This is a genomic window from Paenibacillus polymyxa (genome assembly GCF_018614975.1).
GTDB classification, from domain to species: domain Bacteria; phylum Bacillota; class Bacilli; order Paenibacillales; family Paenibacillaceae; genus Paenibacillus; species Paenibacillus polymyxa_E.
Genome location: NZ_JAGGNR010000013.1, coordinates 31,518 through 57,107, shown reverse-complemented (window position 1 = coordinate 57,107; position 25,590 = coordinate 31,518). Strand labels below are relative to the sequence as shown.

Sequence of the window (25,590 nt, the reverse complement as noted above, 5' to 3'; positions counted from 1 at the left end):
GTTATATATCCAGATCACCTTGCTCCCAACCTCATGCGTAACGCATTCCAAGCTCCTTCATACTTCAAAAGTTAAAGCCAGAACAGTCCTTGAAGCACGCTCAGCACGGTCAACAAAGCCGCCTCCAGCAGCTCATTCATGGCACCATACGTATCCCCGGTTAAACCGCCGAGCCGTTCACTGATCCGGGCAGCCACGAATCGGCCGATATAATAACACGCCACAGGCAGTACAATAACCGCAGTCACCGGGTATAGCCACCATGGCAGTGTTCCCAGACCGCTCATCATCGCATCTGCAATCCCTATATCCGGCTTGAAAAGCCACACCGAGGCAAACGTAACTGCCCCTGCGACCAAGGTCAGGCCCACAGCTGAACTGCGTGCACGCTGGACCTCCCTCCGCTCACCGAGACCTTTGAACAAGACGGCAAGTCCATCATCTCCGCGTGCATTCGGCCAGGCCGACATTGCATACACCATAAACCAGCGGCTCCAGATCATGGGCAGGATCAGCAGCGCACCATACACCCAGTGGCCCCGGGCAATAAAATCGGCGATCAGCGCAGCTTTCATCATGAGCAGCAGCACACAGGCGATTACCCCCATGGCCCCGACACGGCTGTCCTTCATAATCTCCAGCATCCGTTCACGGGTACGATAGCTGAGCAAGCCATCCGCCGTATCCATCCATCCGTCAAGATGGAGCCCTCCGGTGAGCCATACCCATAACGTCAAGGTCAGGACAGCAGCCGGAAAGGCCGGAAGCACTGCACCGCTTAAGGCTCCCAAGAGCCAGACACACAGACCGATTGCAGCACCGACCAGCGGATAAAAGACAACACTTTCCCTCAGTAGCGGCGGGACAAAATCGATTTGCATTTTGACAGGGAAACGGGACAAAAATTGAAAAGCGGCTACCGCCGCATGTTTGCGCTGAGGAGCAGGCGTGCCATCCTTCATAAGCGGTACTCCTTGCTTTTTAGTTCAATCGCAATGCCTACGGTCACCAGAAACACTTCACCACATATCGCCGCAATGCGCTGATTCAGTACACCGGCCAAATCCCGATATTTCCTGCCAAGGGCATATTCCGGTACGATCCCGTCCCCCACTTCATTTGTAACCAGAACAAGTAAACCGGGATAGGTTCGAATCGCTTCAACCAGCGCGTCCAAATGTCCCTGTAACACCTGCTTCTCGTCATGCTCATGCGCTAACAAAACATTTGTCAGCCACAGTGTCAGGCAATCCACCAGAATGGTGGGTGCAGAAGTCCCTGTATGTCCTTCACCCATGCGGTTAATCAAAGCAGGCAGATGTATCGGCTCTTCCGTTGTATGCCACAGATAACCCGATGCCTCGCGCTGATGCTGATGCATGGCGATACGCTCACGCATTTCATCATCGTACGCCTGGGCTGTCGCCACATACCAGGCCTCCGAGGAACGCTGCATGCAGAGACGCTCGGCAAAGGAGCTTTTGCCACTGCGTGCGCCGCCTGTCACCAGTACGCTCATCGGGAACTCTCTCCTTGTAGGGATGAATCAACCGACGCAGCCGAATCTGGAGCAGAGCTTGTCCCATCCGAGACACCCGCGCTTGCAAAGGTCGCCATCTCGTTCAGAATGAGACATGCTGCGTCAATCAGATGAAGACTGAGCACGCCGCCTGTGCCTTCACCCAGACGCATGTCCAGATCCAGCATCGCTTTCATGTCCAGTTCACGCAGCAGCGCTCCATGCCCATTTTCATGTGACGTATGAGAAGCGATCATATAAGCTGTACTCAGAGGTGCAAGTTGTCTCGCCACCAGCGCTGCCGCGGTAGAGATGAACCCGTCTACAACGACCGGGCAACGATGAGCAGCGGCTGCGAGAATAACCCCGGTGAGTCCGGCAATCTCCAGTCCACCCACCTTGCACAGAACATCCAGTGCATCTTCCGGGTTCGGTGCGTTTACGCTAAGCGCCCGGCTGACTACAGCAGCCTTGCGCTGCAAGCCTGCATCATCAATTCCGGTACCTCTGCCCACGGCGGCAGCTGGTGCAACTCCGGTTAACGCGCTCATTACCGCAGCACTTGCGGTGGTGTTGCCAATTCCCATCTCCCCGGTGACAAACAGCTGTGTTCCCTTCGCCACCTCTGCCGATACAACTTCGGCTCCTGCAAGGATAGCCCGAACTGCCTCATCCCGGCTCATCGCTGCCCCTCGGGCCATGTTGGCCGTGCCTTTGCGAATTTTATGGGAAAGCAGGTCCGGATGTTCAAGATCGGCGTTCACACCGATATCCACACAGATCACATCAGCACCTGCGTGACGTGCAAGCACATTCACGGCTGCGCCCCCAGCGAGGAAATTCTGGACCATCTGCGGGGTTACTTCAGCAGGAAAAGCACTGATGCCTTCTTCCACTACGCCGTGATCTGCGGCCATAACAATGACCGCCCTGTGATCAAAACGCGGACGTGCATTGCCCGTCATGCCTGCCAGGCGGATCACCAGCTCTTCCAATTTGCCCAGACTTCCCGGCGGCTTCGTCAACGCATCCAAGTGCGCAGAGGTTTTTGCCTCCACTTCCTGGTCAGGAGCAGTAATCTTTTTCGTTAATTGCTCCAACACCTGTTCATTATTCATACAACCAGCACTTCCTTCATCAAAATATGGGTTGCCCCGCTTCATTTAATCGATGTCCCGCCGCAGCAGCAGTTGAGGTATGGCATGGTCGGGATGAGAGACAATCGCGGGTTTGACGCGAAATATACCCTGAATATTCTCATCGTTGATTAACGTATGAGGCGTGCCCTTTCCAACCACCACGCCCTCACGCAGCGCCAGAATGTGATCGCAAAATAACGCGGCCAGATTCAGATCATGCAGCACAGCCACAATCGTAATGTTAGTTCTCTGTCGCCATGCCGATAACAATTCCATGAATTGCAATTGATATTTAATATCCAGAAACGTAGTCGGCTCGTCAAGCAGCAGTAACCTCGGCTCCTGAGCCATGACTTTGGCTAGTGCGACCCGTTGCCGCTGCCCGCCGCTGAGTGCATCCAGCGGTCTGTCCGCCAGCTCTGTCAATCCCAGGTCTTCAAGCACCCTGTCCACCACAAGTGCCCCATCGCCCGCTTCCCGACCCAACCAGTTCTGGTATGGATATCGCCCCATCTCCACCACGTCTCGTACAGGATAAGAGATGGCTGGCAAGCCGTCCTGCTGCAATACAGCGATCATGCGCGACAGCTCCTTACGGCTGTAAGAGCCAATGTCTCGACCATCAATACGGATCTGACCTTCGCTTAACTGTTCCGTTCCGGCAATAAGCTGGATCAGGGTCGACTTGCCGCTGCCGTTTGGTCCGACAACTCCCCACCAGTCACCTTCGCCAACATGCCAGTCTACATTGTGCAGTGCCTGATGATTGCCATATGACTTCCCTGCTCCCTTAATGGAGATAAGTGAAGCCAAAACCGTGCCCCGAAGTTGATTCGTACGACTCTCCTTCTCTTCACTCATGGCATCATCCCCTTCTGCAATTTTTTGTTCCGGTTCAGCAGGTAAGCAAAGAACGGCGCACCAACAAAGGCGGTGACAACACCGAGCGGAATTTCAGTTGGCGCCAGCAACGACCTTGCGATGGTATCGGCCCACACCATGAAGATCGCTCCACCAATGGCAGACAAAGGTACCAGCAGTCGGTAATCCGGTCCAACCAGCAGTCGCAACATGTGAGGGATCACCAATCCAACAAATCCGATGACACCCGATACCGAGACAGCCCCAGCAGTCAGCAGTGTGCCAACTGCCAGCACGGACAGCTTGAGTCTATCCACTCCGATCCCGATATGTGCCGCTTGACGTTCTCCCAGTGCAAGCACATTCAACGAGCGTGCACGGCTCCAGAGAAAGACCAGTCCTAACAGAAAATACGGGAAAAGGATGGCCGTATACGACCACCCGCGTAATGCCAGACTTCCCATCGTCCAGTATATAATTTCATTAATCGTCTGTTTCGACATGGTCGACAGGAAGGAAACAACTGCGCCCAGGAAACTTTGCATGACCACACCAGCCAGAATGAGACTGTGTGTTGGTATTTTACGCCCTTCACGAGCCAGTGCCATAACAAACCATAACGTGATTACACCCGTCAAAAACGCAATCAAAGGTAACGTCCAGATTCCGATTAGTGCATACTGCAATCCGAAGAAAATCAGAAAGGCTGCACCCACCGAAGCACCGGATGATACGCCCAGGGTGAACGGGTCTGCCAGCGGGTTCCGAAGAACCCCCTGGAATCCCGCACCGGCAATCGCCAACGATGCGCCCACGAGCACGGCAAGCAGTACACGTGGGAATCTGACTTTCCAGATAATCTGTTCGGCTGCCTTGTTCCAATCCGGTGTAATCCAATCGCCTACCCAGGGAATTTTGTGAATCAGGATGCCTGCAATATCCCTGATCGGCAACGCTACTGAACCAATGCCCGTGCAGATGAGCACGGTGAGCACCAGCAGCACCATGCCCGTCGTTCCGAACAGGATCAGCTTTTTACTCATTGGAACAAGTCAGGGTAGATCGCTTTGGCTACTTCTTTCAACCCTTGAGTTACCCGTGGACCCGGACGGCTCAGCAGATTGGCATCCAGGCCAATAACCGCGTCATTTTTCACAGCCGTAATTTGATCCCAGCCGCTGCGCGCCTTGATGATCTGATCCAGTGTTTTGGAGTTTTCGTCAATTACATCGTTGGCATACAGGATCACATCCGGGTTGGAGGCAATCACGTTTTCTTCATTAATTTCGTACCAACCCTCTTTGTCCGAAGCAATATTGCTGCCACCGGCTACAGTGATGAGTTCATCCATAAATTCGCCTTTACCCACAGTCCAGCCTGGGGAGAATTCAACGTATACTTTTTTCTTCTCTTCCGGTTTAACTGTCTTCACCGCTTCCGTTACATCCGTAACGTCCTGTTTCATCTGGGTGATGATTTCTTGTGCTTTTTCCTGATGATCGGTAATTTTACCGAAGGTTTCGATATTGTTCATTACATCGTCAATGGATTTAGGGTCCGTTTTGAAAATGGTAATACCCAATTCACGCAGTTTCTTCACTGCATCTTCGCTCATGGAGATACCTGTGAAGACGATGTCGGCTTCAGCCGCAATGATGGACTCTTCATTTGGCTTGGTTATGCCACCCATTTTAGCTTTGGTTGTTGCAGCTTCCGGATAATCATCATAGTCGGATACCCCTACAATCTGCTCGTCCAATCCAAGGGCAAACAGGGATTCTGTCTCAGCCGGAGAAACGGATACGATTTTGGCTGGTGCCTTTTCAAATGTGAACGACTCACCCGTTGCATCCGTAACTGTCAGTGGATATTGTGTTTTGAGGTCCGTCTGTGCCTGGCCTTGGGACTGCTCCTGTGCCGGTTGCTGTGAAGCACCTGTACCCTCGTTTGTTGTTGCATTGCCACATCCAGCCAAAGCCAGTGCGAGTGCCGCTGCACTTAGTAGCGACGCTACGCTTTTCCAATTCTTGAAATTCATTCTGTTATTCTCCCCTTCTCTATTTGTGCTATTTTCTTGCATCGTGCTCGAACTTTTACTCCCCATGTCTTGGTGTTCCTGTGTAAGGTTTGAACTGCAACATTTACACGCTAACGGAGAGTGCAGAACCAATCTGAAGAAACGAAGTGTTCGCCTTTATCACCGGATTTTCCATTTCAAAAAGGGAATCAAAAAATCTGGGGATAACAGCGATCGGAAGATGGTACTGCAATCGGAGTGACCTCGTGTAAAATTGGTCTCGGTTCATCTTACATGAACAATAAAAAAATCCCCAATCCATACGTCCAGGATCAGGGATGACGTCTCGCATATGGCGATCTGTACATGTTCAACCAAGGGTTGTCCATGCGCATAGAATAGCCCGAAACGCTGTCCTTTCCTCGAAGGAACACCGGTTTGTACGTCCAGGGCAGGTAACCTGACTTACAGGAGTCATCCTGTTTTACAGTGGCGGGACCGTGCCGGATTTGCACCGGCTTCCCCATTTCACCCTTGTGTGTTTCATGACTCATACTAATTTGCCATGAAAAACAGCCTTCACACACGGGACCCTTGGTCGCTGATATGATGGTAAACCATTGCCGTGTAATTTCTGCATGTTGCCTACCCCTCCAGGCTTCACAGCCTTCAGCGTATCTGTATCCATGCTGGAGTCACACTTCTGTTGTGATTATAGGGTATATTGTACATCCTTACAACCCGATTGGCGGAAAAGTCACTCTGCTGCCAAACCATTGATTCCCCTGTTGTTCAAGCTGAACCTGAATCGCCTGTCCCGGTAAGACATGTGTATCCCAGAACCCAAGCCCGGCAATCAGACGGGACAAGGCATATCGGATGACACCACCATGCGTAACCACAACTATGGTTGGCACTTGCCCCTCATCAACGTGCGTCGAAGGACGGCCCTCCAACAACATCTCCTTGAGAAAGGAGTCCAACCGTCCGGTAAACTCCTGCCACGATTCCCCCTCAGGCGGAGTGACCTCCTGCGGCGCATCAATCCAGTTTCGGTACACAGAATTATCCTTGAGCTTCTCATACGTCAGCCCTTCCCACTGTCCAAAATCATTCTCGCGCAGGCGCGAGTCGAAACTCACCTGTCCGCTGGCATCAGGAAGAATCTGTTCCAGCGTCTGCCGGCAGCGAAGCAGATCACTACAATATACCTCGTGCCACGAAACACCGCTCAATTGTTCATGAAGCGGAGCCAGTTCTTCTTTGGCATTTGGCAGCAGACCGATGTCGGTATGCCCCAGATATCTTTTTTCCACATTCCACAACGTTGTCCCATGACGGACCCACAGAATGTTTCGTTTCAGCGGCTCAGGCTGATTCGTATGTACTTCATTGCCTGCATTTCCTTCATTTATGACCATAACAGCGTCCCTCCTGCCAGCCACACACCCAGCGTTATGAACACGCATAGTACAACAAAAGCCCCTGCCGACCAGAACATCAGACGTGATGTTTGCACAATATCCTCGGCTTCCATCGGCCGTGTGGCCTCGCCCATGTAGGCACGAAACGAAGCAACGCCGTGATACACGTTATGTCCGCCAAGCCGGATGCCCAGTGCTCCAGCCACCGCTGATTCGGGAAAACCGCTATTCGGACTTGGATGCAGTCTTGCATCCCGTGCAACCATGCGTGCTGCTCCTTTGGCGTCCAGCTTCATGACCCAGGCGCCCACGATTAACAGAATCGCGGTCAGCCGGGCAGGGATCCAGTTCGCCACATCATCCAGACGGGCCGAGGCCCAGCCAAGATGCAGATACTTGTCATTTTTATATCCGACCATGGAATCCAGCGTGTTGACGGCGCGATAAGCCATGGCAAGCGGAGCGCCTCCAATGAGCGCATAGAATAACGGCGATACAATGGCATCAACGATATTTTCAGCAACCGTCTCTACCGTTCCCCGCACAACCTCCGGTTCGTCCAGATGCGCCGTATCACGTCCAACAATCATGCCCAGTGAACGTCTGGCCGCCGGCCAATCCTGCTGCTTCAGATGACGATACACTTCCATACCTGCATCCTTCAGCCCTTTTGAAGCAATGGTCGTTGCAATGAGCACCACTTCAGCTACCGCTGCAATGACAGGGTGGATTAGCCCAAGCAGATATACGAGTCCCCACGTGATGGCAAAAGAACCCCCCGCAATCACAATTGGGAACAACACCCCTGCTCTCTTCAGCCCCGAATCTGTGTTCACACGCGAGCGAATGACACGCTCCAACGCCGAGATGCCTTTTCCCATGCCAATCACCGGGTGGGGAATCCAGCGCGGATCTCCGATACATCGGTCCAACAGGTACGCCAGTATAATAATCCAGGCTCCCGCCATGCCTGTCCAGAGCGGCCAAGTCCATAGATGTTCCACCTCAGAAGTCATTTGTGCCTGATCCTCTCTTTCCATAACAGTCCGGCCCGAAGGCTCTCCGTCACTGTGTCGTATACCAATCTGCCAATCGCCGCCCCTGCCGTAGTCGCTGTCCCGGCATAAGTGATCATCGGCTGAGGTTCTTCCACTCGCTGACTTACCGCAAACACAATGGCATCGGTTGTGGTGCCGGTGGCGGGCAACCCGTTCTCCGAATCCAGAACACCCGCATCCGCCAGCGCGGCCGCTTTGGCTTCCACAGCCGTCTGTACTGCATTCACCATCGCCCCGGTGGTCATGCGTCCATTTAACCAGAGCATGATGTTAATTGTACCCGGGACATAGGGGGGCATCGTTAGATTCCGTGCTGAAGGTGCAAAGCGCTCCTGGCCGGAAACCATCGTCTTATTTCCCGCCGCATCAAATACCGTTCTCTCCGACCCCGCACGTGCAGCATTCGATACACCCGCAGTGGTGCAGCACAGAAGACCAAATTCATCACTTGTATATTCCTGAATGGAAGTATGCTCCAGCCTTACGGCCGTTAATAATCCGGCACATTGATCCCGCCGCTCATGCCATTCGTTCAGCGCTTGTTCGATATCACGCGGTGGTTCATCACAGCGGTAATTCCTGTCCACATAGATGTTAAATATGCGATCCAGTTCAAGCATCCCGCCGCCATATACCGCACTCGACAGTGCTTGGGCTGCCCTTGGACTCTGCGCTTTGATATGTCGTTCATGTGCAGATATGTTCAGTCCCGGCCAGGAAGAGGAAGCATATTCATTCTCGTCTGTTTCTCTATTCGTATAGTAGTTATAAAACGGGAGTGTCACTGCCGCTTCCCTCCCTGTTCCTGTTCCGAATTTGTCTGCTCCTGCTGACTTGATCCATGAATGGAGGTCTTATCAACATTCGGATATCCCTTGGTTTCCAGCACGCTGCCCAGCACTTCGAGTAATGTGGCATTGGCGTCTGCATCCTTGACCGCGAAACGTACATGCCCTTTGTCAAGCCCCGGATACATGGCACAGCTGCGAATCAGAATACCTCTTCGGCCCAGCTCCTCCTGCATTGATGCTGCTGTCCAAGGGGCCGGCACACGGGCCAAAATAAAGTTCGCCTCTCCCGGTGTCACCGCACATCCGTGCGCCTTCAGTCCTTCGATGAGACGTCCCCGTTCCCGCGTGATCTGTGATATGGTCTCCTGTTCGTACCGTTCTCCGCTACGTAGACAGGCTTCACCTGCCATAAGCGCCAGACCGTTGACACTCCAGGTCACCTGTTTCTTCGTCATCGCCTGAATGTATTCGGCACGGCCCAAAGCATATCCGAGACGCAAGCCCGGAATGGCATAAAATTTTGTCATTGAACGAATGATGATCACACTAGGATAGTCATTCAGATGTGCTGCCAGGGACTGACGCCGGTCTACCGGAATAAAATCCATAAAGGCCTCGTCAATGACAAGTACGGTTCCCGTTTCTTCCGCTTTGCGGGCAAGCCTTTGTAATACCTCAAGTGGATATTGTACACCGTTTGGATTGTTGGGTTGGCCGAGGAAGAGCAGGTCTACCTTTGCCATGAGCTGCTCGATGTCCTCGGGTTCCGCTCGCCACGCCAGCTCTTCTCTGCCCTCCGTATGCACAACCTCGGCACCGAATTGTCGTGCCAACGCCCGGTACTCCGAAAATCCCGGTTCCACCGTACCCACCTTGCGCGGGGCAAGCCCCAGCAGAATGAGCGCCATGCTTTCGGCTGCACCGTTGCCCACGGAAATCTGCTCCTGCATCACACCAAGGCGCTCGCTCAGCAGTGCCTTGAATCCCCGGTGCGCCGGATCGGGATACCGAATCACCGACTGCAATCCTTGCTGTATAACCTCCAGCACCCCTCTGGGTGGACCGAGCGGATTAATGTTGGCACTGAAATCCAGAAAATCAGCGGCTTGCCTCCCAAATCGTGACGCAGCCGTCTCCACGTCCCCGCCATGTCCGAACACTTCGATATAACCGGTCATTCTTCCGTCATCCTTTCTGTATGTCCTTTTTATTATGGATGGCACCGGAGGTGTGGGTCAATCCTGTTTTCTTTGTGTCCCAACCATAATTCGTTTACAATAGAAGAGGAATTTCGGTTCCTTTTGATATACAAGGTTCACTACATAAGGGACTAGCAATCCCTCACATACATTAATGGAGGAATGACCATGCTGTTTGTAGACAACCAGGGCATTACAGATCCTTCTGTAAACCTTGCGATTGAGGAGTACATTCTGAAGCATCTGCCGATGGAGGATGACAGCTATCTGCTGTTCTACATCAACCGTCCGTCGATCATCATCGGAAAACATCAAAATACGATAGAGGAAATTAATATCGAGTACGTTCAGGATAACGGTGTGCAGGTGGTTCGTCGTCTTTCGGGAGGCGGCGCGGTATATCACGATCTGGGCAACCTGAATTTTAGTTTTATTACAGCGGATGACGGTCAATCCTTCCACAATTTCCGCAAGTTCACCCAGCCTGTGGTTGAAGCTTTGCACGAGCTTGGTGTAAATGCCGAGTTGACCGGGCGTAATGATCTGCAAGTGGGCGAAAAGAAAATTTCGGGCAACGCCCAGTTTTCCACACGTGGGCGCATGTTCAGTCATGGCACATTGATGTTTGATCTGAATCTGGAGCATGTTCAGGCTTCCCTGAACGTCAATCCCGAGAAGTTCAAATCCAAGAGCACCAAGTCCGTACGCAGCCGGGTCGCCAACATACGGGATCTGATTGACACCAACTTGACGATTGAGCAGTTCCGCGATGAGCTGTTACGTCACATTTTCCGGATGGAGCCTAAGGACGTTCCACAGTACACGCTCACTGAAAAGGATTGGGACAAAATCAAGGAAATCTCCGCTGAGCGTTATAACAACTGGGACTGGAACTATGGCTTGTCTCCGGAAAGCAATGTGAAGCACACTCGCAAATTCCCTGTCGGTATCATCGATCTGCGCATGAACATCAAGGATGGACGCATCGAAGATATCAAAATCTTCGGCGACTTCTTCGGTGTAGGCGATGTGGCGGATATCGAAAATATGCTGCGCGGCAAACGGTATGAAGAAACCGAGGTGCGTACTGCACTTGAAGACCTGGATGTAAAACATTACTTCGGCAACCTTGAGCTGGAAGACTTTATCGGCCTTGTTTTCCTGGAAGAGTAGGTATATAAGTTCAACCCAAGAATGTTTACACCTGCCACTCCGATGACAAAATAACCTTCCGATCGCTGTTATCCCCAGATTTTTTTGATCCCCTTCTTTGAAAGGGAAAATCCGGTGATAAAGGCGAACGCTCTGCTTCTTCAGGTTTTTTCTGTCCTCTCCGTTCTCGTGTAAAATGTCTAGTTGAACTGATATAGATTAAGTCTCGATAGATAAAGATAGATACAGATAAAAAAAGGAGAGAAATACAGATGACCTACAAATTGATTGCAATCGACATTGATGACACCCTGATCAACGACAACAAAGAAGTAACCCCTGCTACACAGATTGCACTGGAACAAGCGGTTGCCCATGGTGTAACGGTAACGCTGGCGACTGGACGTGCTTATGCTTCCGCACAAGCGCTTGCTCGTCAAACCGGGCTTAACGTTCCGATCATCACGTATCAAGGCGCATTGGTGAAAAACCTGCTGGACGAAAAAGTCCTCTATGAGCGTTACGTTCCACAGGAAGCTTCCCGCAAATTGTATGATTACTGCCTGGAGAACAATCTCCACCTTCAAACATACATTGACGACAAGCTGTATGCCCGTGAGGAAAACGACAAGCTGCGTGACTATGCCAAATTAAACGGCACCCAATATTATATCGAATCTGATTTCATCAAAGTCATCGAACAAAAAACACCAAAGCTGCTTATTATCGATGAGCCAGACTACTTGGATAAGGTTGCCGTTGACCTGCGTGAATTGCTCGGACCACAAGTGCATATCACAAAGTCCAAACCTTACTTCCTGGAGATCATGCACAATGAAGGAACTAAAGGCCACGCCCTGACCTTCCTGGCTGACCATTTCGGTCATCAGCTCAGCGAGTGTATTGCCATCGGCGACTCCTGGAACGACCATGAGATGCTCGAAGTTGCTGGTCTTGGTGTAGCGATGGGGAATGCCATCCCTGCGCTGAAAGAACTGGCGGACTACATTACGGCAAGTAATAACGAAGATGGTGTAAAAGAGGTTATTGAGAAATTTGTATTGAACGCAGAGTAAATAAGATCAATGAACAGCCCAGTCGGCGAATTTCGCTGAGCAGGGCTGTTTTTTTGATTTTGAAAATATGTTCATTATCCTGTTTAAACGATTATAGTAGGTATATTTCTCTGTTATTTTTTATGTTTTGAAAGCAATAATGCCGTGATTATGGATAATTGTAGTGAAATCGTAATCGCTATAGATAAGATGACACGATTTGTATCTTGGACATCGGCAAAAAACAAAACAATAAAAAATACAATGAATGAGATTACAATGCTAGCTATGAAATTTAAAATTATTCGTTTCATGGTTTGCCTACTTTCACGCATCACGAATTCATTGTTTTACTTGCTCATGGCATGCTAAAAAGACTCCAGTAGTTTCTTGATCTGCCTACCAAATACCAGTTGAAAGGACGGAATGATCTCATCTATTCTTTGCTGGAACAGCTCCGGATCTTGGACACCCAGCTCTGCCGGGAAAGTAATGTTCCAGAATGAGTCCGCCGCGTGGTAATACACGATGTGGATGAAAGGATTGAGGTACACCCTGCCGATTCGCCGGCTCAAAAGGCAATTCATCTCGCTCAATGATACATACCTCATCATAATAATCATATAACATCCTTGCAGTGATTAACCCTGCAATACCTGCCCCAATTACCACAGCTTTTTTCATATCGGGCATCGCCACTTCATCCTCTCTAATCCATCATATTTCATCTACACTTGTAGCACTCGAAATCTCGTATCATGTAAGAATCAATGTGTTGATACTATATAGCTAAACTACAATAAGCAAATGATGTAGATGAAAATGGTTGGTAAAAAGGTGAATATGAGAGTTACCCGGACTCATCAATTGTTAACGCTGGCGCTACTCGATCTGTTATGTGAGAAAACTATGGTTCACCGAACAACGTTTTACAAACATTTCAAGGATCAATTTGCTCTACAGTCCTGAAATGTACTGGAGACCATCGTGCAGAACCAACAGAAGGACTACCTACTGGTTAACGAGAACATCATGTTGGAATAACAAACAGTTCAACCTGAAATCAAGGGCTGATTTTGAGATTGAGCTGCATAACATCCAACTTTACCTATTTTAAAACAGTTTCGGAAGCCTGCACTATCATCCTCGCACGCTTTCCTTTCTTCAACCAGCCGCTCACCTTCTCGTTCATTGTCAAGAGACCTGCAACCACCAGTGCCACACCAATCCACGTAATCCAGCTGACATGTTCATTATAGACAACGGCACCCAGACCAACCGCAATCGGCGGGGAGATGTACAACCAGGTCGCCGGGAACAGCGGATTAGTACGTGACATAATCCAATAGAACAGACTATGCCCCACCATGGAGCCAATGACAGTCAGATAGATGACCGACGAGACGGCAGGCACCCAATCCAGAGCAGACATATTCCACGATTCCGTTCCGGCCGAGAGCAGGGATAACAGCAATCCCCCATACATCATCTGCACCGCATTAATTGCTACAGGACTAGCCTCCTTGAACTGATGAATGACCTTTTTGGAGTACAATGCACCTGCTGAATAACAGACTTCCCCCACCAGTACCGCGATACAACCCCACATGAACAGGGAACCTGCACCAAGCGATACACCTGGCAGTACAACCAGAACCACACCGGTGAACCCGATCAGGCAGCCCACAATCATACGGGCAGATGTTTTTTGCCGTAACAGCGCCGTCTGCATCAACATAATCATCAGCGGCCCTGTCGCTGACAAAATGGCACCCACACCCGAGCTCACATGCTGTTCAGCCCAATATAATGTGGCAAAGGTGCCGAAGGTCAGCCCCGCTCCCGTCAACAACATCTCCTTGCGGAACAGGAGCGACCAGCTCACTTTGCCCTTCATCCACATCCATGCAAACATCAGCGCTCCCGCGATTACAAATCGTAATCCAGCTGACAGAAAAGGCGGCATGCCTGCCTCTACTCCAATTTTAATAGCCAGAAATGTTGTACCGAAAATAAGACACATGACCGTAAATGCAATCCCCACCATGATAACCACTCCTTTATCTGTTCTCCATCATATCTCATGGTCTACAGAACAGAATGAACAAAACAGAACAGTTTTCTCCCATTAGCTGTTACAATAGTGTTCAAAAGGAGTGTGAGCCGGGTGGGCAAAACCATGATGATGACAGATAACAGCCTGAAACTATATGAGCAAGTCATCCATTATCTCGTTGTACGTATAGAAGCGGGAGAGTGGGCCGAACATGAAAAACTGCCATCTGTACGAAGCCTCTCCGAGCTACTCGGCGTACATCGATTGACCGTTTTCAAAGCTTATCAGGAGTTAAAAGAACGTGGGAATGTTTATGTAAAGGACAAGTCCGGCTATTATGTCAGTCCAGCAACTCCATTCTCAGTAACGGATCAGGCGGATGATCCCGCCGTGTCTGCCTGGCTGCATTGGGACTCCCTCGCACGTGTACAGTCGCTTGAAGCCGAATTCCAGTTTTCCAAATCACTAATTGATCCGGCCCTGCTTCCCAATAGGTATTGGGGAGAACTGATGCGTGATCTGCTGGATCAATATCCACGTCTGCTCGGAACGTACTCCACAATTCAGGGAGATCTGGAATTGCGTAATGCGCTGGCAAGCCATCTGACAACCAAGGAACGCTTCTACCTCTCCGCAGACGAGGTGTTAATTACATCGGGTGCCCAGCAAGCGATCGACGTCATCTCGCGGACGCTGGTCAAGCCCGGGGATCGGGTTTTGATGGAACGGCCTACGTACGGACCGGCAATGGAGATATTCCGCAAACAAGGTGCACGACTCGTCTTCACCGACATTCATCCCGAGGGTTATGATCTGGAGCAGATCGAACATCTGATGAAGAGTGAGAAGCCGCGCCTCTTTTATACGACGCCAACTTTTCATAATCCAACCGGCATTAATGTTCCAGTAGAACAGCGCAAGCAGCTACCCGAACTTGCAGAACAGTATGGTTGTTTTCTGCTCGAAGACGACAGCACCTATGATATCTACTTTAAGGAGAAACCTCCTGCACCCATTTTCACCTACGACACCACTGGACACACCCTGTACATCCGCAGTTACAGCAAGTATGTTGCACCCGGGCTACGGATTGCAGCCATCATATGCCGTCAGCGTTTCATGCCAGGACTACAGGCTGTAAAATCACTGACAGATAACGGATCGCCCCTTCTGAACCAGAAGCTTTTTCTCCGTTATTTTCAGTCAGAACGTATGCATCAGCATCTGTCCAAGCTGCGGACCGCCATCCAGCTACGAATGGAAGTGATGGAACAGTGTCTACTGGAAACGGACTGGACGTGGACACGACCAGAGGGCGGACTCAACTTTTGGGTGGAGCTTCCGAAGGGTGTGGATACAGGGAGACTGCTTCACCGATGCATGGAACAATCCGTTGCCTTTGTCCCCGGAACCGTATTTGATTCTTCGGATGATTCAGCTAGCCGCAAGCTGCGTCTGTCCTTCTCTTATGCGCATGAGCAGCAGATTCGGGAAGGCATGAGCAGGCTCATTACGCTTGCGCAAGATGTGTAACCAAATAAAGTCGCCATATGGCTACCTTTTCGATGCTGTTCCTTATTCCTCCTAAAGGTCTTTTCTCGTAAATAAACGGCTTGTAGCCAAATAGGATACAAGGAACATGACCAGAATTCCTATTGAAACCATAACGATGATCGGCATGTTGATCATGCCTTTCTCGCTCGTTATACTCATAACGATTGCAACGGGTTGCGCAAGAATGACAAGAGAGATCATGAATACTGCATTAATGATGGCTGCTCCCTTTCTGCTAAATGCATAAAAAAGCGGCATATATACGGACACCAGTACAAGCACCATATCTATGGATATCAAAATATCCATTATCGAATAGTTCGGTTTGTTTAACTCCGGATAATTCAAGTTTACAAGCCAATGAATCCCATATGAAGCGAGTACGCCCAAAATTGCGTACATAATAGCAGACAGGTATTTGGCTTGCACAATCTGTTTGCGGCTAACGGGGAGTGTGACCAGGAAATTGTGATTATGGTTCTTGATATCAATCATAGTTGCCAAAATGACTGAGCCAAATGCAGTGTAGATGCCTACAAAATACATCGATATTTCACTTTTAGGGATAAACGCAAGACTGAAGACAACAAGATATAGAAGTATGATCCACAGTGAACTTTTCAACGCAATGAAGTCTTTGCGAAGCAGGTTAAGCATATTTGCGCCCTCCCTTCGCCGTGAAATAAATGAGATCTTCCAAGCTTGGTCTGTGCAAAAGAGCATAACTGCCAAATAACCGTTCGGCCTCCGCCTTGTTATCTGACAATGCTTCGAAACCAACCGCAGTCTCACGTATGCCAACGAATTGACTTCGGGTGTCAGAATCAAGCAGATCCATGTCCCCTTTGACAATCGTGTACCTTTCGAGCACATCATCCTTGGCTTCATTGAATACAAGTTTTCCTTGATGGATGAACATAATGTAGTCTGCAATACGTTCCAAATCGGTCGTAATATGGGTTGAAAAAATAATGGACCTTGTTTCGTCCTGTATCATATCCGCAAGCAAATCGAGCAGTTCTCTCCTAAACACAGGATCAAGACCCGATGTCGGTTCATCCATAATCAGCAGATCAGCTTCATGCGATAAAGCTACGGCGAGGGAGAATTTAATTTTCATGCCCTTGGACAGATCTTGGATCTTCTTTTTGGGAGATAACTCGAACTGCTCAAGGTAGTTGTTAAACGTTGAATTATCCCAGTTTTTGTAAAAAGGAGCGATCATTCGTACCATCTCCCGGATCGTAAGATGCTCATAGTAAAAGCACTCATCGGACACGATGCCAAGGCGTTGCTTGATGTCGACTTCATGATTGGACATCTCGCTGCCCAATGTTCGGACACTTCCCTTGTCAGGATAGATCAGACCCGTGATCATTTTGATCAGTGTGCTCTTTCCAGCCCCATTCGGACCAATAAGCCCCGTGATATATCCTTGTTTTACATCCAGAGATATATTATGCACTTTGAATAAGGGATACGTTTTGCTTATATTGCGTAATTCAATGGCGTTCATCGTGCTTATTCCTCCTCGAACAGCAAAGTAAGATGATGAATCAAATCCTGTGAACTCATGCCCAGTTCCTTGCTCTCCCGAATTACTTCGAGCATCTTCTCTTCCAGTTGCTTCATCCGTCGCTCCCGAATAAAGTCCTGATTGGCTCCTGAGACGAAGCTTCCTTTGCCTACGACAGAATCAATCAGCTTCTCTTTCTCCAGTTCTTCATAGACCCGTTTGGTCGTAATCACACTGACTTGCAGATCCTTGGCGAGCTGCCGAATGGAGGGCAGGCTATCCCCTGCAACCAATTCCCCGTTCAAAATGCTCTGTCTGATCTGGGATAAAATCTGCATGTAGATCGGATCGCCCGATGCGTTGGATATTAGAATATTAATGTTTCCTCACCTCATTAACGTCAGTGGTTTTCAGTAGGTATAGTGTATATATATATATACACTATACCTACTGATGGTCAATCTTTATTTGTCCTGACGACAAAAAAAGAGGACGTCAGTTTCCTGTCCGTCCCCTTGCTCCAATCTTTACTCTCGCTGAACTTAGGTGCTGGATATCACCTTATCCACCAATCCATATTCGACCGCTTCTGAAGCCGTCAGGAAATAGTCTCGATCCGAGTCCTTCTCAATCCGCTCAATCGACTGTCCTGTATGATCGGCTAACAGCCTGTTAAGGCGCTGACGATGCTGAATGATGCGGTTAGCATGAATCAGCATATCGGATGCCTGCCCTCGCGTACCGCCATGCGGCTGATGGATCATAATCTCACTGTTGGGCAGCGCCATACGTTTGCCTTTTGTTCCACCCACCAGCAATATCGTACCAAAGCTTGCCGCCATACCTGTACAGATCGTAGAGATATCCGGCTTCACGAATTGCATCGTGTCATAGATCGAAAATCCCGCGGTCACCGACCCACCAGGGCTGTTGATGTACATCTGTATGTCCTTCTCCGGGTCCTCTGCAGTCAAAAACAATAACTGGGCCACGATGGCATTTGCCATCTGATCCTCAATCTCTCCGGACACCATAATGATCCGGTCTTTGAGCAAACGTGAATAAATATCATAACTCCGCTCTCCGCGAGCGGTTTGTTCGACTACATAGGGCACTACATTCATATATGTCGCCTCCTCGGTTTAGGCAACCATGGTGACCGTGTACCCGCCTCCATATGACATCGAGTTCATACCAGAAGTGGAGTACTCGTACATCATTGGCTGCATGGATGGAGACGGCAAAGTCTGCTGCAAAATCGTACCCGCCACAGCCATCGGATCATCGGACTGGTTCAGACACAGGTCAATGATTCGAGCTGTATCTCCATTACGAAATGCCAGCAGATAGCTGCGCAGTTCTTCCCGATTGTCCACCACTGCGCCTTCCTTATACTGCAATTCAGTGTCCGATTGTTCCAACCTGTGCCTCACCTCGGCTATGGCAGAGCGGGCACGACTTAACGCCGCTTTCACAGCACCTTCTGTCGTATCCAGCATTTCCGCAGTCTCTGCCGCCTTATAACCCATTAATTCACGTAATACATATATCACTCGCTGCCACGGTGGTAGCTTATCTATAAGGAGTTGAACGGCTGACTCCAATTCCTCGAATTGCCTCTCTTCCTCTATTTCGTGGAGGAATGGCTTCAAGCTATCCAGTTTATAGGCCATTCTTTCACGCTGACGTAAGATATCAATCCAGCTGTTGCGTGCAATACGAATCAGATAAGCTTCCCAGTTTATATCTTTATTCATCCCGGAAGATCCAACCACTCTCGACGACAATACTTTGAGACAGGTCTCCTGAACCAGATCCTCCGTGTCTGGAACTGATTTCGTCAGAGATAGACAATACGCATACAACGAACCCATCAGATCGGGTAATACGGTATGGATGCCTCGGTTCAAATGATTTTTTCCAGCGTTACCACCGGATTCAATATCGAATTTATCTTGTTTACCATCATCATGTGGTCTGTTGATTCTGCAATCCACGGACTTCACAAAGGCCATCTTGGGGGCCCCCCTTTGCTGGTTCCTGATTGATTTTGACTTACACTATGTAAACGAAGAACCCCTTGTAAAGGATACGCTCTTCTGAATATATTTTTATTACGCTAGTTAGTTGGGTTACGCATTCGTTTCCAGATTTAATGTTCCAAGCGGCACCTTCATCCCGGTAAGGGCAATCGTAATACCTTGATCCAGATTATAATTCTGCCGGACATCGACGTCATGAGACATATGTGTAAAATAGGTATGACCCGGTTTCAGTTCCCGCAGCAGCTCCTGTGCCTCACGCATATCGTACACGGAACGTGTTGAGAATTCCGCAAGTTCATGCACAAAGCTTGTTCCAAGCACCAGCAGATCCAGTCCTTGCAACGGCTCTTTTTCGGATGTCTTCAGGTCAATGGCATCTGAACAGTACGCCCAGCTATACCCGCCTTGATCCAGCCGATATGCGTACGAATATCCGTTATGTCCATGGCACACTTTCCAGGAATGTACCTTCCAGCCGCCGAGTTCGATACCTTCATCCGTTTCAAGAAAGACCATATGACGCCCCAACCAGGGAAACTGTCCCTGAATGGTAACAATCACTTCGCGTGGTGCATACAAACGCCCCTTTACACCCAACCAGCGGCATGCATCCGCCCATTCTGGCAATCCTCCAATATGGTCAAAATGGGCATGAGTGATGAGCAGCGTATGCACCATACGCAATCCCTGATCCTCCATCTGTGATCTCCAGTCTGGTCCGCAGTCAATCATGAACTGTTCACTCGCACCATCCCCTCCACCGTCAACCAGAACAGAAGAGCGTTTCCGTTTATTCTCTCCCGTAAGCCTTGCCTCTGTACATATTTCGCAATCACAATACACACGTGGAACGCCCATCGCATCGCCAGTGCCCAGAAATGTTAGCTGATTCAATCCGCAATCCCCCTGAATTAATAATATGTAAATTGTAATCGTCCACCCCTGTTTTTGCAAAAAAAGACCATCCCGCTGCAGTTCTCCAACTGCAATTCGGGACAGTCTGTGGTCTGACCGTTCACCGTCAGACTTCATCTCCATGCTTCGCTCCATCGGGAGCATACGCTCATCCACATTTGGGCGTCCCCTTATACCTGGGTCGCCCAGATGAAGAGCAAGCCTTACCTTTTTCACAGGCCATGGCCAATTGTTCGAGTCACATTAACTCAACGCTCCGAACTACACCAGTGCCCGCAGCTTTAATGTCAGTTCCTTACCCGCAGGTACATCCTTCGAATCCGTAATGACCCAGTTCGACGCAAGTCGCTTCGCCAGCACTTCTGCCTGCTCCGGTTTCAACTGTAATCCGGTAACGATTCCTTCTCCCACCGTGAAGTCTTTCTCCGGCTGCACCTTAAAGGCCTTTTCCAACCAGATTCCAAGCCCGCCACGCGTGTTAAAAGTAATCCGGTAGCCGTCTTTCACTGCTACCTCCAGATTTTCACCGTGCTCGTCCGCATAGGAGAAAAATTCGTTATATCGGTATTCCTCTTCAGACACGGCGTCAAAAGCGGAAGCGTCTTTGGCTTGAATAGCTTTTAAAAGTTCTGCCTCAGGCATCCCCTTACCGCGGGCCTGCTCCAGTCGAATCGCTGTACTTTGGGATAATTTAATCTCTGAACTCATCCAACTCACACCTTCCTGCAAAATCCAACTGTACTTTGTTAGTCTGTTATCTAATTATATCCTGTCCCTGTAGCCAAAGACAAAGTATCCCGGCGTCACTTTCATCCGTCCCATCATAAAGTCTAACAAAGGATTGCCTTCTCTTATTTTTAAATAGAATAAAAAAAATAATTTACAAAATATTCAAAAAAAATATAGTATGTAGTTGTCTGGACTAAGTTAAATTATTCAAATGAATTGAGGGAGGATTTATCATGAAATTAGGCAAAATTTTAAAAAGCACCACTTTTACTCTTATTTTCACTGGGCTGCTGGCATCAAGTGCTTTAGCTGCAGGTACGGGTGATGATCCAACACCTACAAAGGACATTCCGACCGTAAAACAGCAACAAGCACTTTCAAAAAAGTTAAAAGAATTACAGATTCATAAGGACAGAGCTGAAAGCAAATACCAAATCATGGCTCTTGGTGACTTAAGAACGGTGGGTGTTACCCCATTCAAACAAGAAACTACCTATTGGTGCGGGCCTGCTACAACGAAGCAAGTATTAAATTACTTAAATGGCAGTTCAGAATCACAATCCTACTACGCCCAAAAATTAGGGACTACGAGAGATGGCACTGACTTTACAGTGGTTGACAATGTTCTAAATAATCTACAATCGAAATATACTTATTCTTACTCTACGTCACTTCCAATTGAATCATGGAAGTATGCCATCATGTATTCATCCGATAACTACCATCCAGCTGTATTAGATTTAAAAATTACTGGCAATGAATTAGAAAATTATACTGGAACTGTAAGCGGTCATATAATAAATGTCTCAGGTTATGATTTTAGAACAAATGATGCTAAAGTAAGACTCACAGACCCTTACGACCAAGGAAATAGAGGGAAAACGCATGGTAATAAGTGGTACAGTCTTGAAAAAGTATGGCAGGCTAATCAAAACCACTTTAGACAAGCGACAATATGGTAAGATAAAAGATTGACTAGAAGCAGGGAAGGTTACTTCCCTGCTTCACTACTTTACAGGTCTACAGGAGGCTCAAACATGAATATGAAATATGGACGTAAATCTATTCATATCACATTAATGCTTACTTTATTGCTTGCAGCTTGTACCAATCCAACTACAGATCAGCACACACCTAAAGAGCCATCTACAACATTGGAAACTGCACCTGAAACCAATTTACTAGACTCATCTCATGATCAAACTGCACCAGAACTGCCAGAGGTTAAACCCGACGTTGCATTCAACCTCCCCTTCACAATGGATTCAGTAACCATCAAAAATGATGTTTTAGATCGTAATACCGTCGTGGCTAGCTACAAAGATGACAACGACAGTGTCATTTTTAGCAGAGATTTTTCTACAACTGAATTAACCGAGATGGAGATCATCCAGTTTGACACGAAAAAGAATACGTATACTTCTCGCTACCGCGCTGCGAAAGGCATCATTATTAATACTCTGGTGTCTGTTGGGGACGACTTATTTTGGATAGAGAACCCAGCTAACGCAACGGATAATAATACACCATGGCAAATTCTACGGATGAAACGAGATGATCTTAAAGCAACACCTGTCGTTTTTGCCAAAGGCATTAGCGAAGATCAAATCGCCGTCCCCGTATTAAGATCTCATTATGATGAAATTAGCTGGATTGAGAAGAAGATTACCGATCACATTGTGAAGAGCGAGGCTTACATTTATAATGTGAAGACCGGGATCAGGACCAAGGTAGCCACACAATTGCTAAATGAACAAAAGAAGAATAACAGTGAAGGAATTTTCCTTGATATACAAAGACCTGTTAGTGAAGGATTATTGATACGACAAACGGTTTTTGAAAATAAAGGCGATAAAAATACAAAACAGTTTGACATTGTTATGTATCCCAAAGACCAATCTGAACCTGAAGTTATTGTTAAAGATCGTGAAGAGATTTACGATTTTACAGCCAATGAGCAATGGATTGTATTAACAATGGAGAGTACTACCGAAATCTTAGATCGAAAAACGAAAAAACAGGTCTATTCCATTACCCACGATAGCTCTCTACTCGGTGGGTACTCACCTTTTTTATTTGGAAATCAACTTATCTACCACCAATCACCCTATATTATGGCCGTAGATCTAACCACAGGCAATAAGCAACGAGTAATTAAAAAAGAAGGAAGTTATACACCTATTACTAATTTCGGAGATAATCTCACCTTTACTCGCATGGAATATGAAAAGAATAGTACTCAAGCTGAATTATATTTTATGGACTTAAATCCAGAACAGCAATAATAGTGCTTTAAGAATAAATCCAGAGCATTTTTGCTTTAACTCCCGTTCACGTAAATGGCCTCCCCATGGCTAGACATGATCTAACCATGAGGAGGCCATTTCAATGCTGTACGATTCCACTACAGCCCCGCCAGCACCTGATACCACACGCCGCGTTTGGAGTACAGCGTACTGCGTACCTCGTTCCATCCCCCTAGATAATTGATATCAAATAGTCCTTCCGGCGTTGGGAATGTCGACTCCGTCTGTGCAAATACATCTGGATCTACTGAACGAAAACCATGCTTCGCAAAAATGTGCTGTGCTTCTGGTGTACGCAGATATGCGACAAAAGCTTCTGCCAGTTCACGATTCCCATGTTTATCGGCATATTTATTCACCACGACTGCCGGGTTCTCAATCAGGATCGTATTTTTAGGAACGACGATGTCATAATCTACACCTTGGGCGATCCGGGCAAGCAGTTCATTTTCATACGTGACGATTACATCACCTACACCGTACTCGAATGCCGCCATCGAAGAACGGCCACTCTTGTCCAATGATTCAACATTGCGATGTACCTGTTCGAGAAAAGCCTTGGCCGCGGCAGGATCTTTCTTCCCCTCTTGCTCCTCCGAAAGTTTTAATCCAGCACCGTAGATGGCATTAATGTCCCATTGTGCGCCCCCGGATGTCTTTGGATTAGGGTAGAGTACCTTCACTCCCGGCTTGGTTAAATCCTGAAAATCACGAATTCCGAGTGGATTGCCTGCTCTTGTGCCCAGAACAACAATTGAACGGGTAATCATGCCTTCATTCGGAGTCATTTTCCAATCGGAGCTAACCAGATCAGCCTTGACCAGCTTGTCGATATCACTCTCCATCGCGAGCAGGGCCACATCAGCCTCGAATCCACCAACGATGGCTCTTGCCTGTGTACCCGAAGCTTCATAGGATTCCTGAAAGTTAATCGTCTGTCCGGTCTTCGCTTTCCAAGCCTCCTGGAACTTGGGCAGCAACTCGCCTACAGCGTCTTTGGCTACACTATAAGCACCAATCACCAGCGTATTGGATGAATCGTGACCAGCGGGCTCTTTCTGTTCGCTTGACTCCTCCTGCTTGCTGCATCCAGTGGTCATGCAGACGAGCAGAAGCATGAGGGCAACATATAAAAGTATGGCTTTCTTCTTCCTCGTCTGCATGGGCAGCCCCTTTCTTCCACTTGATCTAAATCATCACCGGCATCGGATCTTCCTTCAGTCGGTTCTCAACCACCCAACTGTTGGAGTCATTGAACAGGTATGCACGGTGTACAAGGACTCGAATTTGTTGACCGATCTCTAATGTCGTTTTCTCCAGGGATCGATATGTGATTAACTTATGACCCTGTACGTCCACCTCTACCATCCATTCACTGCCGCGGAAATGAAGATGTTTGACTGTACCTTTTTCCGTTGCAGACAACATGGTGAACTCGTTTTTCAAGCCGATCTCAATATACTCCGGTCGAATTAGCGCTTTGGTATGATCACCCTCGACGGCATGTTCAAACCCTTTCAGCTGTGAAGCATCCTCCACAACCGTAGACTCCCCGATAAATGTAGCGACAAACGGTGTCTGCGGGTATTTGTAGATATCCCAAGGTGTACCCTTCTGTTCCAGACGACCCTGACTAATGATCATAATCTCGTCCGCCACTTCAATCGCTTCATCCTGGTCATGTGTTACAAATATCGAAGTGATTCCCACTCGCTCAATTAACTCGCGTAACCATGAACGCAGTTCCTGACGGATCTTGGCATCAATAGCCGCAAATGGTTCGTCCAGCAATAACAGCTGCGGCTCCGGGGCGAGTGCTCTGGCAAAAGCAACACGCTGACGCTGCCCACCAGACAACTGATGGGGATAGCGCTGTTCGAAACCTTTTAACCCGGTCAGTTCAACAAGTTCCATAACCCGATCACGGATCTGGGCTTTTGGTGTCTTCTTGACCTTGAGTCCAAAAGCAATATTCTCAAATACCGTCATATGTTTGAACAAGGCATAGTTCTGGAATACAAATCCGATCCCACGCTCCTGTGGAGGCAGATGGTTCACAACTTTACCGTGAAAGCGAATCTCTCCGGAACCCGGATTCTCCAGACCCGCAAGCATCCGCAGAATGGACGTTTTCCCGCCTCCGCTGGGTCCAAGCAGACCGATCAGATGGCCTTTGGCAATATCGAATGAGACATCTTTTACCGCATGAAAATCACCGAAATGTTTGTTCAAGTCACGGACTTCTACATGCATA

Annotated in this window: 25 protein-coding genes, 1 pseudogene and 1 riboswitch; of the genes and pseudogenes, 5 read left to right on the top strand and 21 right to left on the bottom strand. The window is 48.5% G+C overall.

Annotated elements, in window-relative coordinates:
- Positions 1-71 precede the first annotated feature (71 nt).
- The 10 genes from cobS to cobD all read right to left on the bottom strand — a co-directional run bounded on the left by cobS (position 72) and on the right by cobD (position 9,987).
- A complete protein-coding gene (cobS, locus tag J7E78_RS12890) occupies positions 72-962 on the bottom strand; it encodes an adenosylcobinamide-GDP ribazoletransferase (protein ID WP_215076561.1) in 891 nt (296 codons plus the stop codon).
- Positions 959-1,519 (bottom strand): bifunctional adenosylcobinamide kinase/adenosylcobinamide-phosphate guanylyltransferase, encoded by a 561-nt coding sequence (gene cobU, locus J7E78_RS12885; RefSeq protein ID WP_215076560.1) that lies wholly within the window; start codon positions 1,517-1,519, stop codon positions 959-961. Before cobU ends, cobS begins: the two co-directional genes overlap by 4 nt.
- The gene (gene cobT, locus J7E78_RS12880; protein WP_215076559.1) at positions 1,516-2,637 is read right to left on the bottom strand and encodes a nicotinate-nucleotide--dimethylbenzimidazole phosphoribosyltransferase; all 1,122 of its coding nucleotides are present in this window, start codon (positions 2,635-2,637) and stop codon (positions 1,516-1,518) included. Before cobT ends, cobU begins: the two co-directional genes overlap by 4 nt.
- 45 nt (positions 2,638-2,682) lie before the next feature.
- Positions 2,683-3,519 carry an ABC transporter ATP-binding protein gene (locus J7E78_RS12875; protein ID WP_215076558.1) on the bottom strand — a complete coding sequence of 279 codons (837 nt, stop codon included), beginning with the start codon at positions 3,517-3,519 and terminating at the stop codon, positions 2,683-2,685.
- Complete coding sequence (locus tag J7E78_RS12870; RefSeq protein WP_215076557.1) at positions 3,516-4,562, bottom strand: FecCD family ABC transporter permease; 1,047 nt, start codon at positions 4,560-4,562, stop codon at positions 3,516-3,518. The genes J7E78_RS12875 and J7E78_RS12870 overlap by 4 nt, the downstream gene beginning before the upstream one ends.
- The gene (locus J7E78_RS12865) at positions 4,559-5,557 is read right to left on the bottom strand and encodes an ABC transporter substrate-binding protein (RefSeq protein ID WP_215076556.1); all 999 of its coding nucleotides are present in this window, start codon (positions 5,555-5,557) and stop codon (positions 4,559-4,561) included. The genes J7E78_RS12870 and J7E78_RS12865 overlap by 4 nt, the downstream gene beginning before the upstream one ends.
- Before the next feature lie 412 nt (positions 5,558-5,969).
- Positions 5,970-6,118, bottom strand: a riboswitch (cobalamin riboswitch).
- A 152-nt stretch (positions 6,119-6,270) separates the two neighbouring features.
- Positions 6,271-6,957, bottom strand: a complete 687-nt coding sequence (locus tag J7E78_RS12860; RefSeq protein ID WP_215076555.1) for a histidine phosphatase family protein — start codon at positions 6,955-6,957, stop codon at positions 6,271-6,273.
- On the bottom strand, positions 6,948-7,928 hold the full coding sequence (gene cbiB / locus J7E78_RS12855; RefSeq protein WP_215076611.1) for an adenosylcobinamide-phosphate synthase CbiB: 981 nt from the start codon (positions 7,926-7,928) through the stop codon (positions 6,948-6,950). The genes J7E78_RS12860 and cbiB overlap by 10 nt, the downstream gene beginning before the upstream one ends.
- A 44-nt stretch (positions 7,929-7,972) precedes the next feature.
- Entirely contained in the window at positions 7,973-8,803 is an 831-nt protein-coding gene (locus J7E78_RS12850; RefSeq protein WP_215076554.1) for an adenosylcobinamide amidohydrolase, read from the bottom strand.
- Complete coding sequence (gene cobD / locus J7E78_RS12845; RefSeq protein WP_215076553.1) at positions 8,800-9,987, bottom strand: threonine-phosphate decarboxylase CobD; 1,188 nt, start codon at positions 9,985-9,987, stop codon at positions 8,800-8,802. Before cobD ends, J7E78_RS12850 begins: the two co-directional genes overlap by 4 nt.
- 189 nt (positions 9,988-10,176) lie before the next feature.
- On the opposite strand from cobD, the gene J7E78_RS12840 reads away from it, so the two are divergent.
- Positions 10,177-11,181, top strand: a complete 1,005-nt coding sequence (locus J7E78_RS12840; protein WP_215076552.1) for a lipoate--protein ligase — start codon at positions 10,177-10,179, stop codon at positions 11,179-11,181.
- Positions 11,182-11,432: 251 nt separating this feature from the next.
- Positions 11,433-12,236, top strand: a complete 804-nt coding sequence (locus J7E78_RS12835) for a Cof-type HAD-IIB family hydrolase (RefSeq protein WP_215076551.1) — start codon at positions 11,433-11,435, stop codon at positions 12,234-12,236.
- A gap of 459 nt (positions 12,237-12,695) precedes the next feature.
- Here J7E78_RS12835 and J7E78_RS12830 read toward each other — a convergent pair.
- Both J7E78_RS12830 and J7E78_RS12825 read right to left on the bottom strand, forming a co-directional pair.
- Positions 12,696-12,908: pseudogene (locus J7E78_RS12830) on the bottom strand (FAD dependent oxidoreductase); the annotation flags it as partial.
- Between the two features lie 415 nt (positions 12,909-13,323).
- Positions 13,324-14,262, bottom strand: a complete 939-nt coding sequence (locus J7E78_RS12825) for a DMT family transporter (RefSeq protein WP_215076550.1) — start codon at positions 14,260-14,262, stop codon at positions 13,324-13,326.
- A gap of 120 nt (positions 14,263-14,382) precedes the next feature.
- Between J7E78_RS12825 and J7E78_RS12820 the strand changes: the two genes are divergently transcribed.
- Positions 14,383-15,804, top strand: coding sequence for an aminotransferase-like domain-containing protein (locus J7E78_RS12820; protein WP_311517227.1), 1,422 nt, complete (start codon positions 14,383-14,385; stop codon positions 15,802-15,804).
- Positions 15,805-15,855: 51 nt separating this feature from the next.
- On the opposite strand, the gene J7E78_RS12815 is transcribed toward J7E78_RS12820, so the two are convergent.
- From J7E78_RS12815 to J7E78_RS12785, 7 genes are all read right to left on the bottom strand, one after another.
- Positions 15,856-16,482, bottom strand: a complete 627-nt coding sequence (locus J7E78_RS12815; RefSeq protein ID WP_215076549.1) for an ABC-2 transporter permease — start codon at positions 16,480-16,482, stop codon at positions 15,856-15,858.
- Entirely contained in the window at positions 16,475-17,341 is an 867-nt protein-coding gene (locus tag J7E78_RS12810) for an ABC transporter ATP-binding protein (RefSeq protein ID WP_215076548.1), read from the bottom strand. The genes J7E78_RS12815 and J7E78_RS12810 overlap by 8 nt, the downstream gene beginning before the upstream one ends.
- 5 nt (positions 17,342-17,346) lie before the next feature.
- Positions 17,347-17,721 (bottom strand): GntR family transcriptional regulator, encoded by a 375-nt coding sequence (locus J7E78_RS12805; RefSeq protein WP_215076607.1) that lies wholly within the window; start codon positions 17,719-17,721, stop codon positions 17,347-17,349.
- Between the two features lie 162 nt (positions 17,722-17,883).
- Positions 17,884-18,465, bottom strand: coding sequence for an ATP-dependent Clp endopeptidase proteolytic subunit ClpP (gene clpP, locus J7E78_RS12800; protein ID WP_215076547.1), 582 nt, complete (start codon positions 18,463-18,465; stop codon positions 17,884-17,886).
- Positions 18,466-18,483: 18 nt separating this feature from the next.
- A complete protein-coding gene (locus J7E78_RS12795) occupies positions 18,484-19,356 on the bottom strand; it encodes an RNA polymerase sigma factor (RefSeq protein ID WP_215076546.1) in 873 nt (290 codons plus the stop codon).
- 117 nt (positions 19,357-19,473) lie between these two features.
- Positions 19,474-20,280 carry an MBL fold metallo-hydrolase gene (locus J7E78_RS12790; protein WP_215076605.1) on the bottom strand — a complete coding sequence of 269 codons (807 nt, stop codon included), beginning with the start codon at positions 20,278-20,280 and terminating at the stop codon, positions 19,474-19,476.
- 282 nt (positions 20,281-20,562) lie between these two features.
- Positions 20,563-21,009 (bottom strand): hypothetical protein, encoded by a 447-nt coding sequence (locus J7E78_RS12785; RefSeq protein WP_215076545.1) that lies wholly within the window; start codon positions 21,007-21,009, stop codon positions 20,563-20,565.
- A gap of 254 nt (positions 21,010-21,263) precedes the next feature.
- On the opposite strand from J7E78_RS12785, the gene J7E78_RS12780 reads away from it, so the two are divergent.
- Positions 21,264-21,992 (top strand): C39 family peptidase, encoded by a 729-nt coding sequence (locus J7E78_RS12780; RefSeq protein WP_215076544.1) that lies wholly within the window; start codon positions 21,264-21,266, stop codon positions 21,990-21,992.
- A 75-nt stretch (positions 21,993-22,067) separates the two neighbouring features.
- Positions 22,068-23,315, top strand: coding sequence for a hypothetical protein (locus J7E78_RS12775; protein WP_215076543.1), 1,248 nt, complete (start codon positions 22,068-22,070; stop codon positions 23,313-23,315).
- Positions 23,316-23,434: 119 nt separating this feature from the next.
- Here the strand turns inward: J7E78_RS12775 and J7E78_RS12770 are convergent, their stop codons facing one another.
- Positions 23,435-24,499, bottom strand: a complete 1,065-nt coding sequence (locus J7E78_RS12770) for a sulfate ABC transporter substrate-binding protein (RefSeq protein WP_215076542.1) — start codon at positions 24,497-24,499, stop codon at positions 23,435-23,437.
- A gap of 25 nt (positions 24,500-24,524) precedes the next feature.
- Positions 24,525-25,589, bottom strand: coding sequence for a sulfate/molybdate ABC transporter ATP-binding protein (locus J7E78_RS12765; RefSeq protein WP_215076541.1), 1,065 nt, complete (start codon positions 25,587-25,589; stop codon positions 24,525-24,527).
- Between the last annotated feature and the right edge of the window lies 1 nt (position 25,590).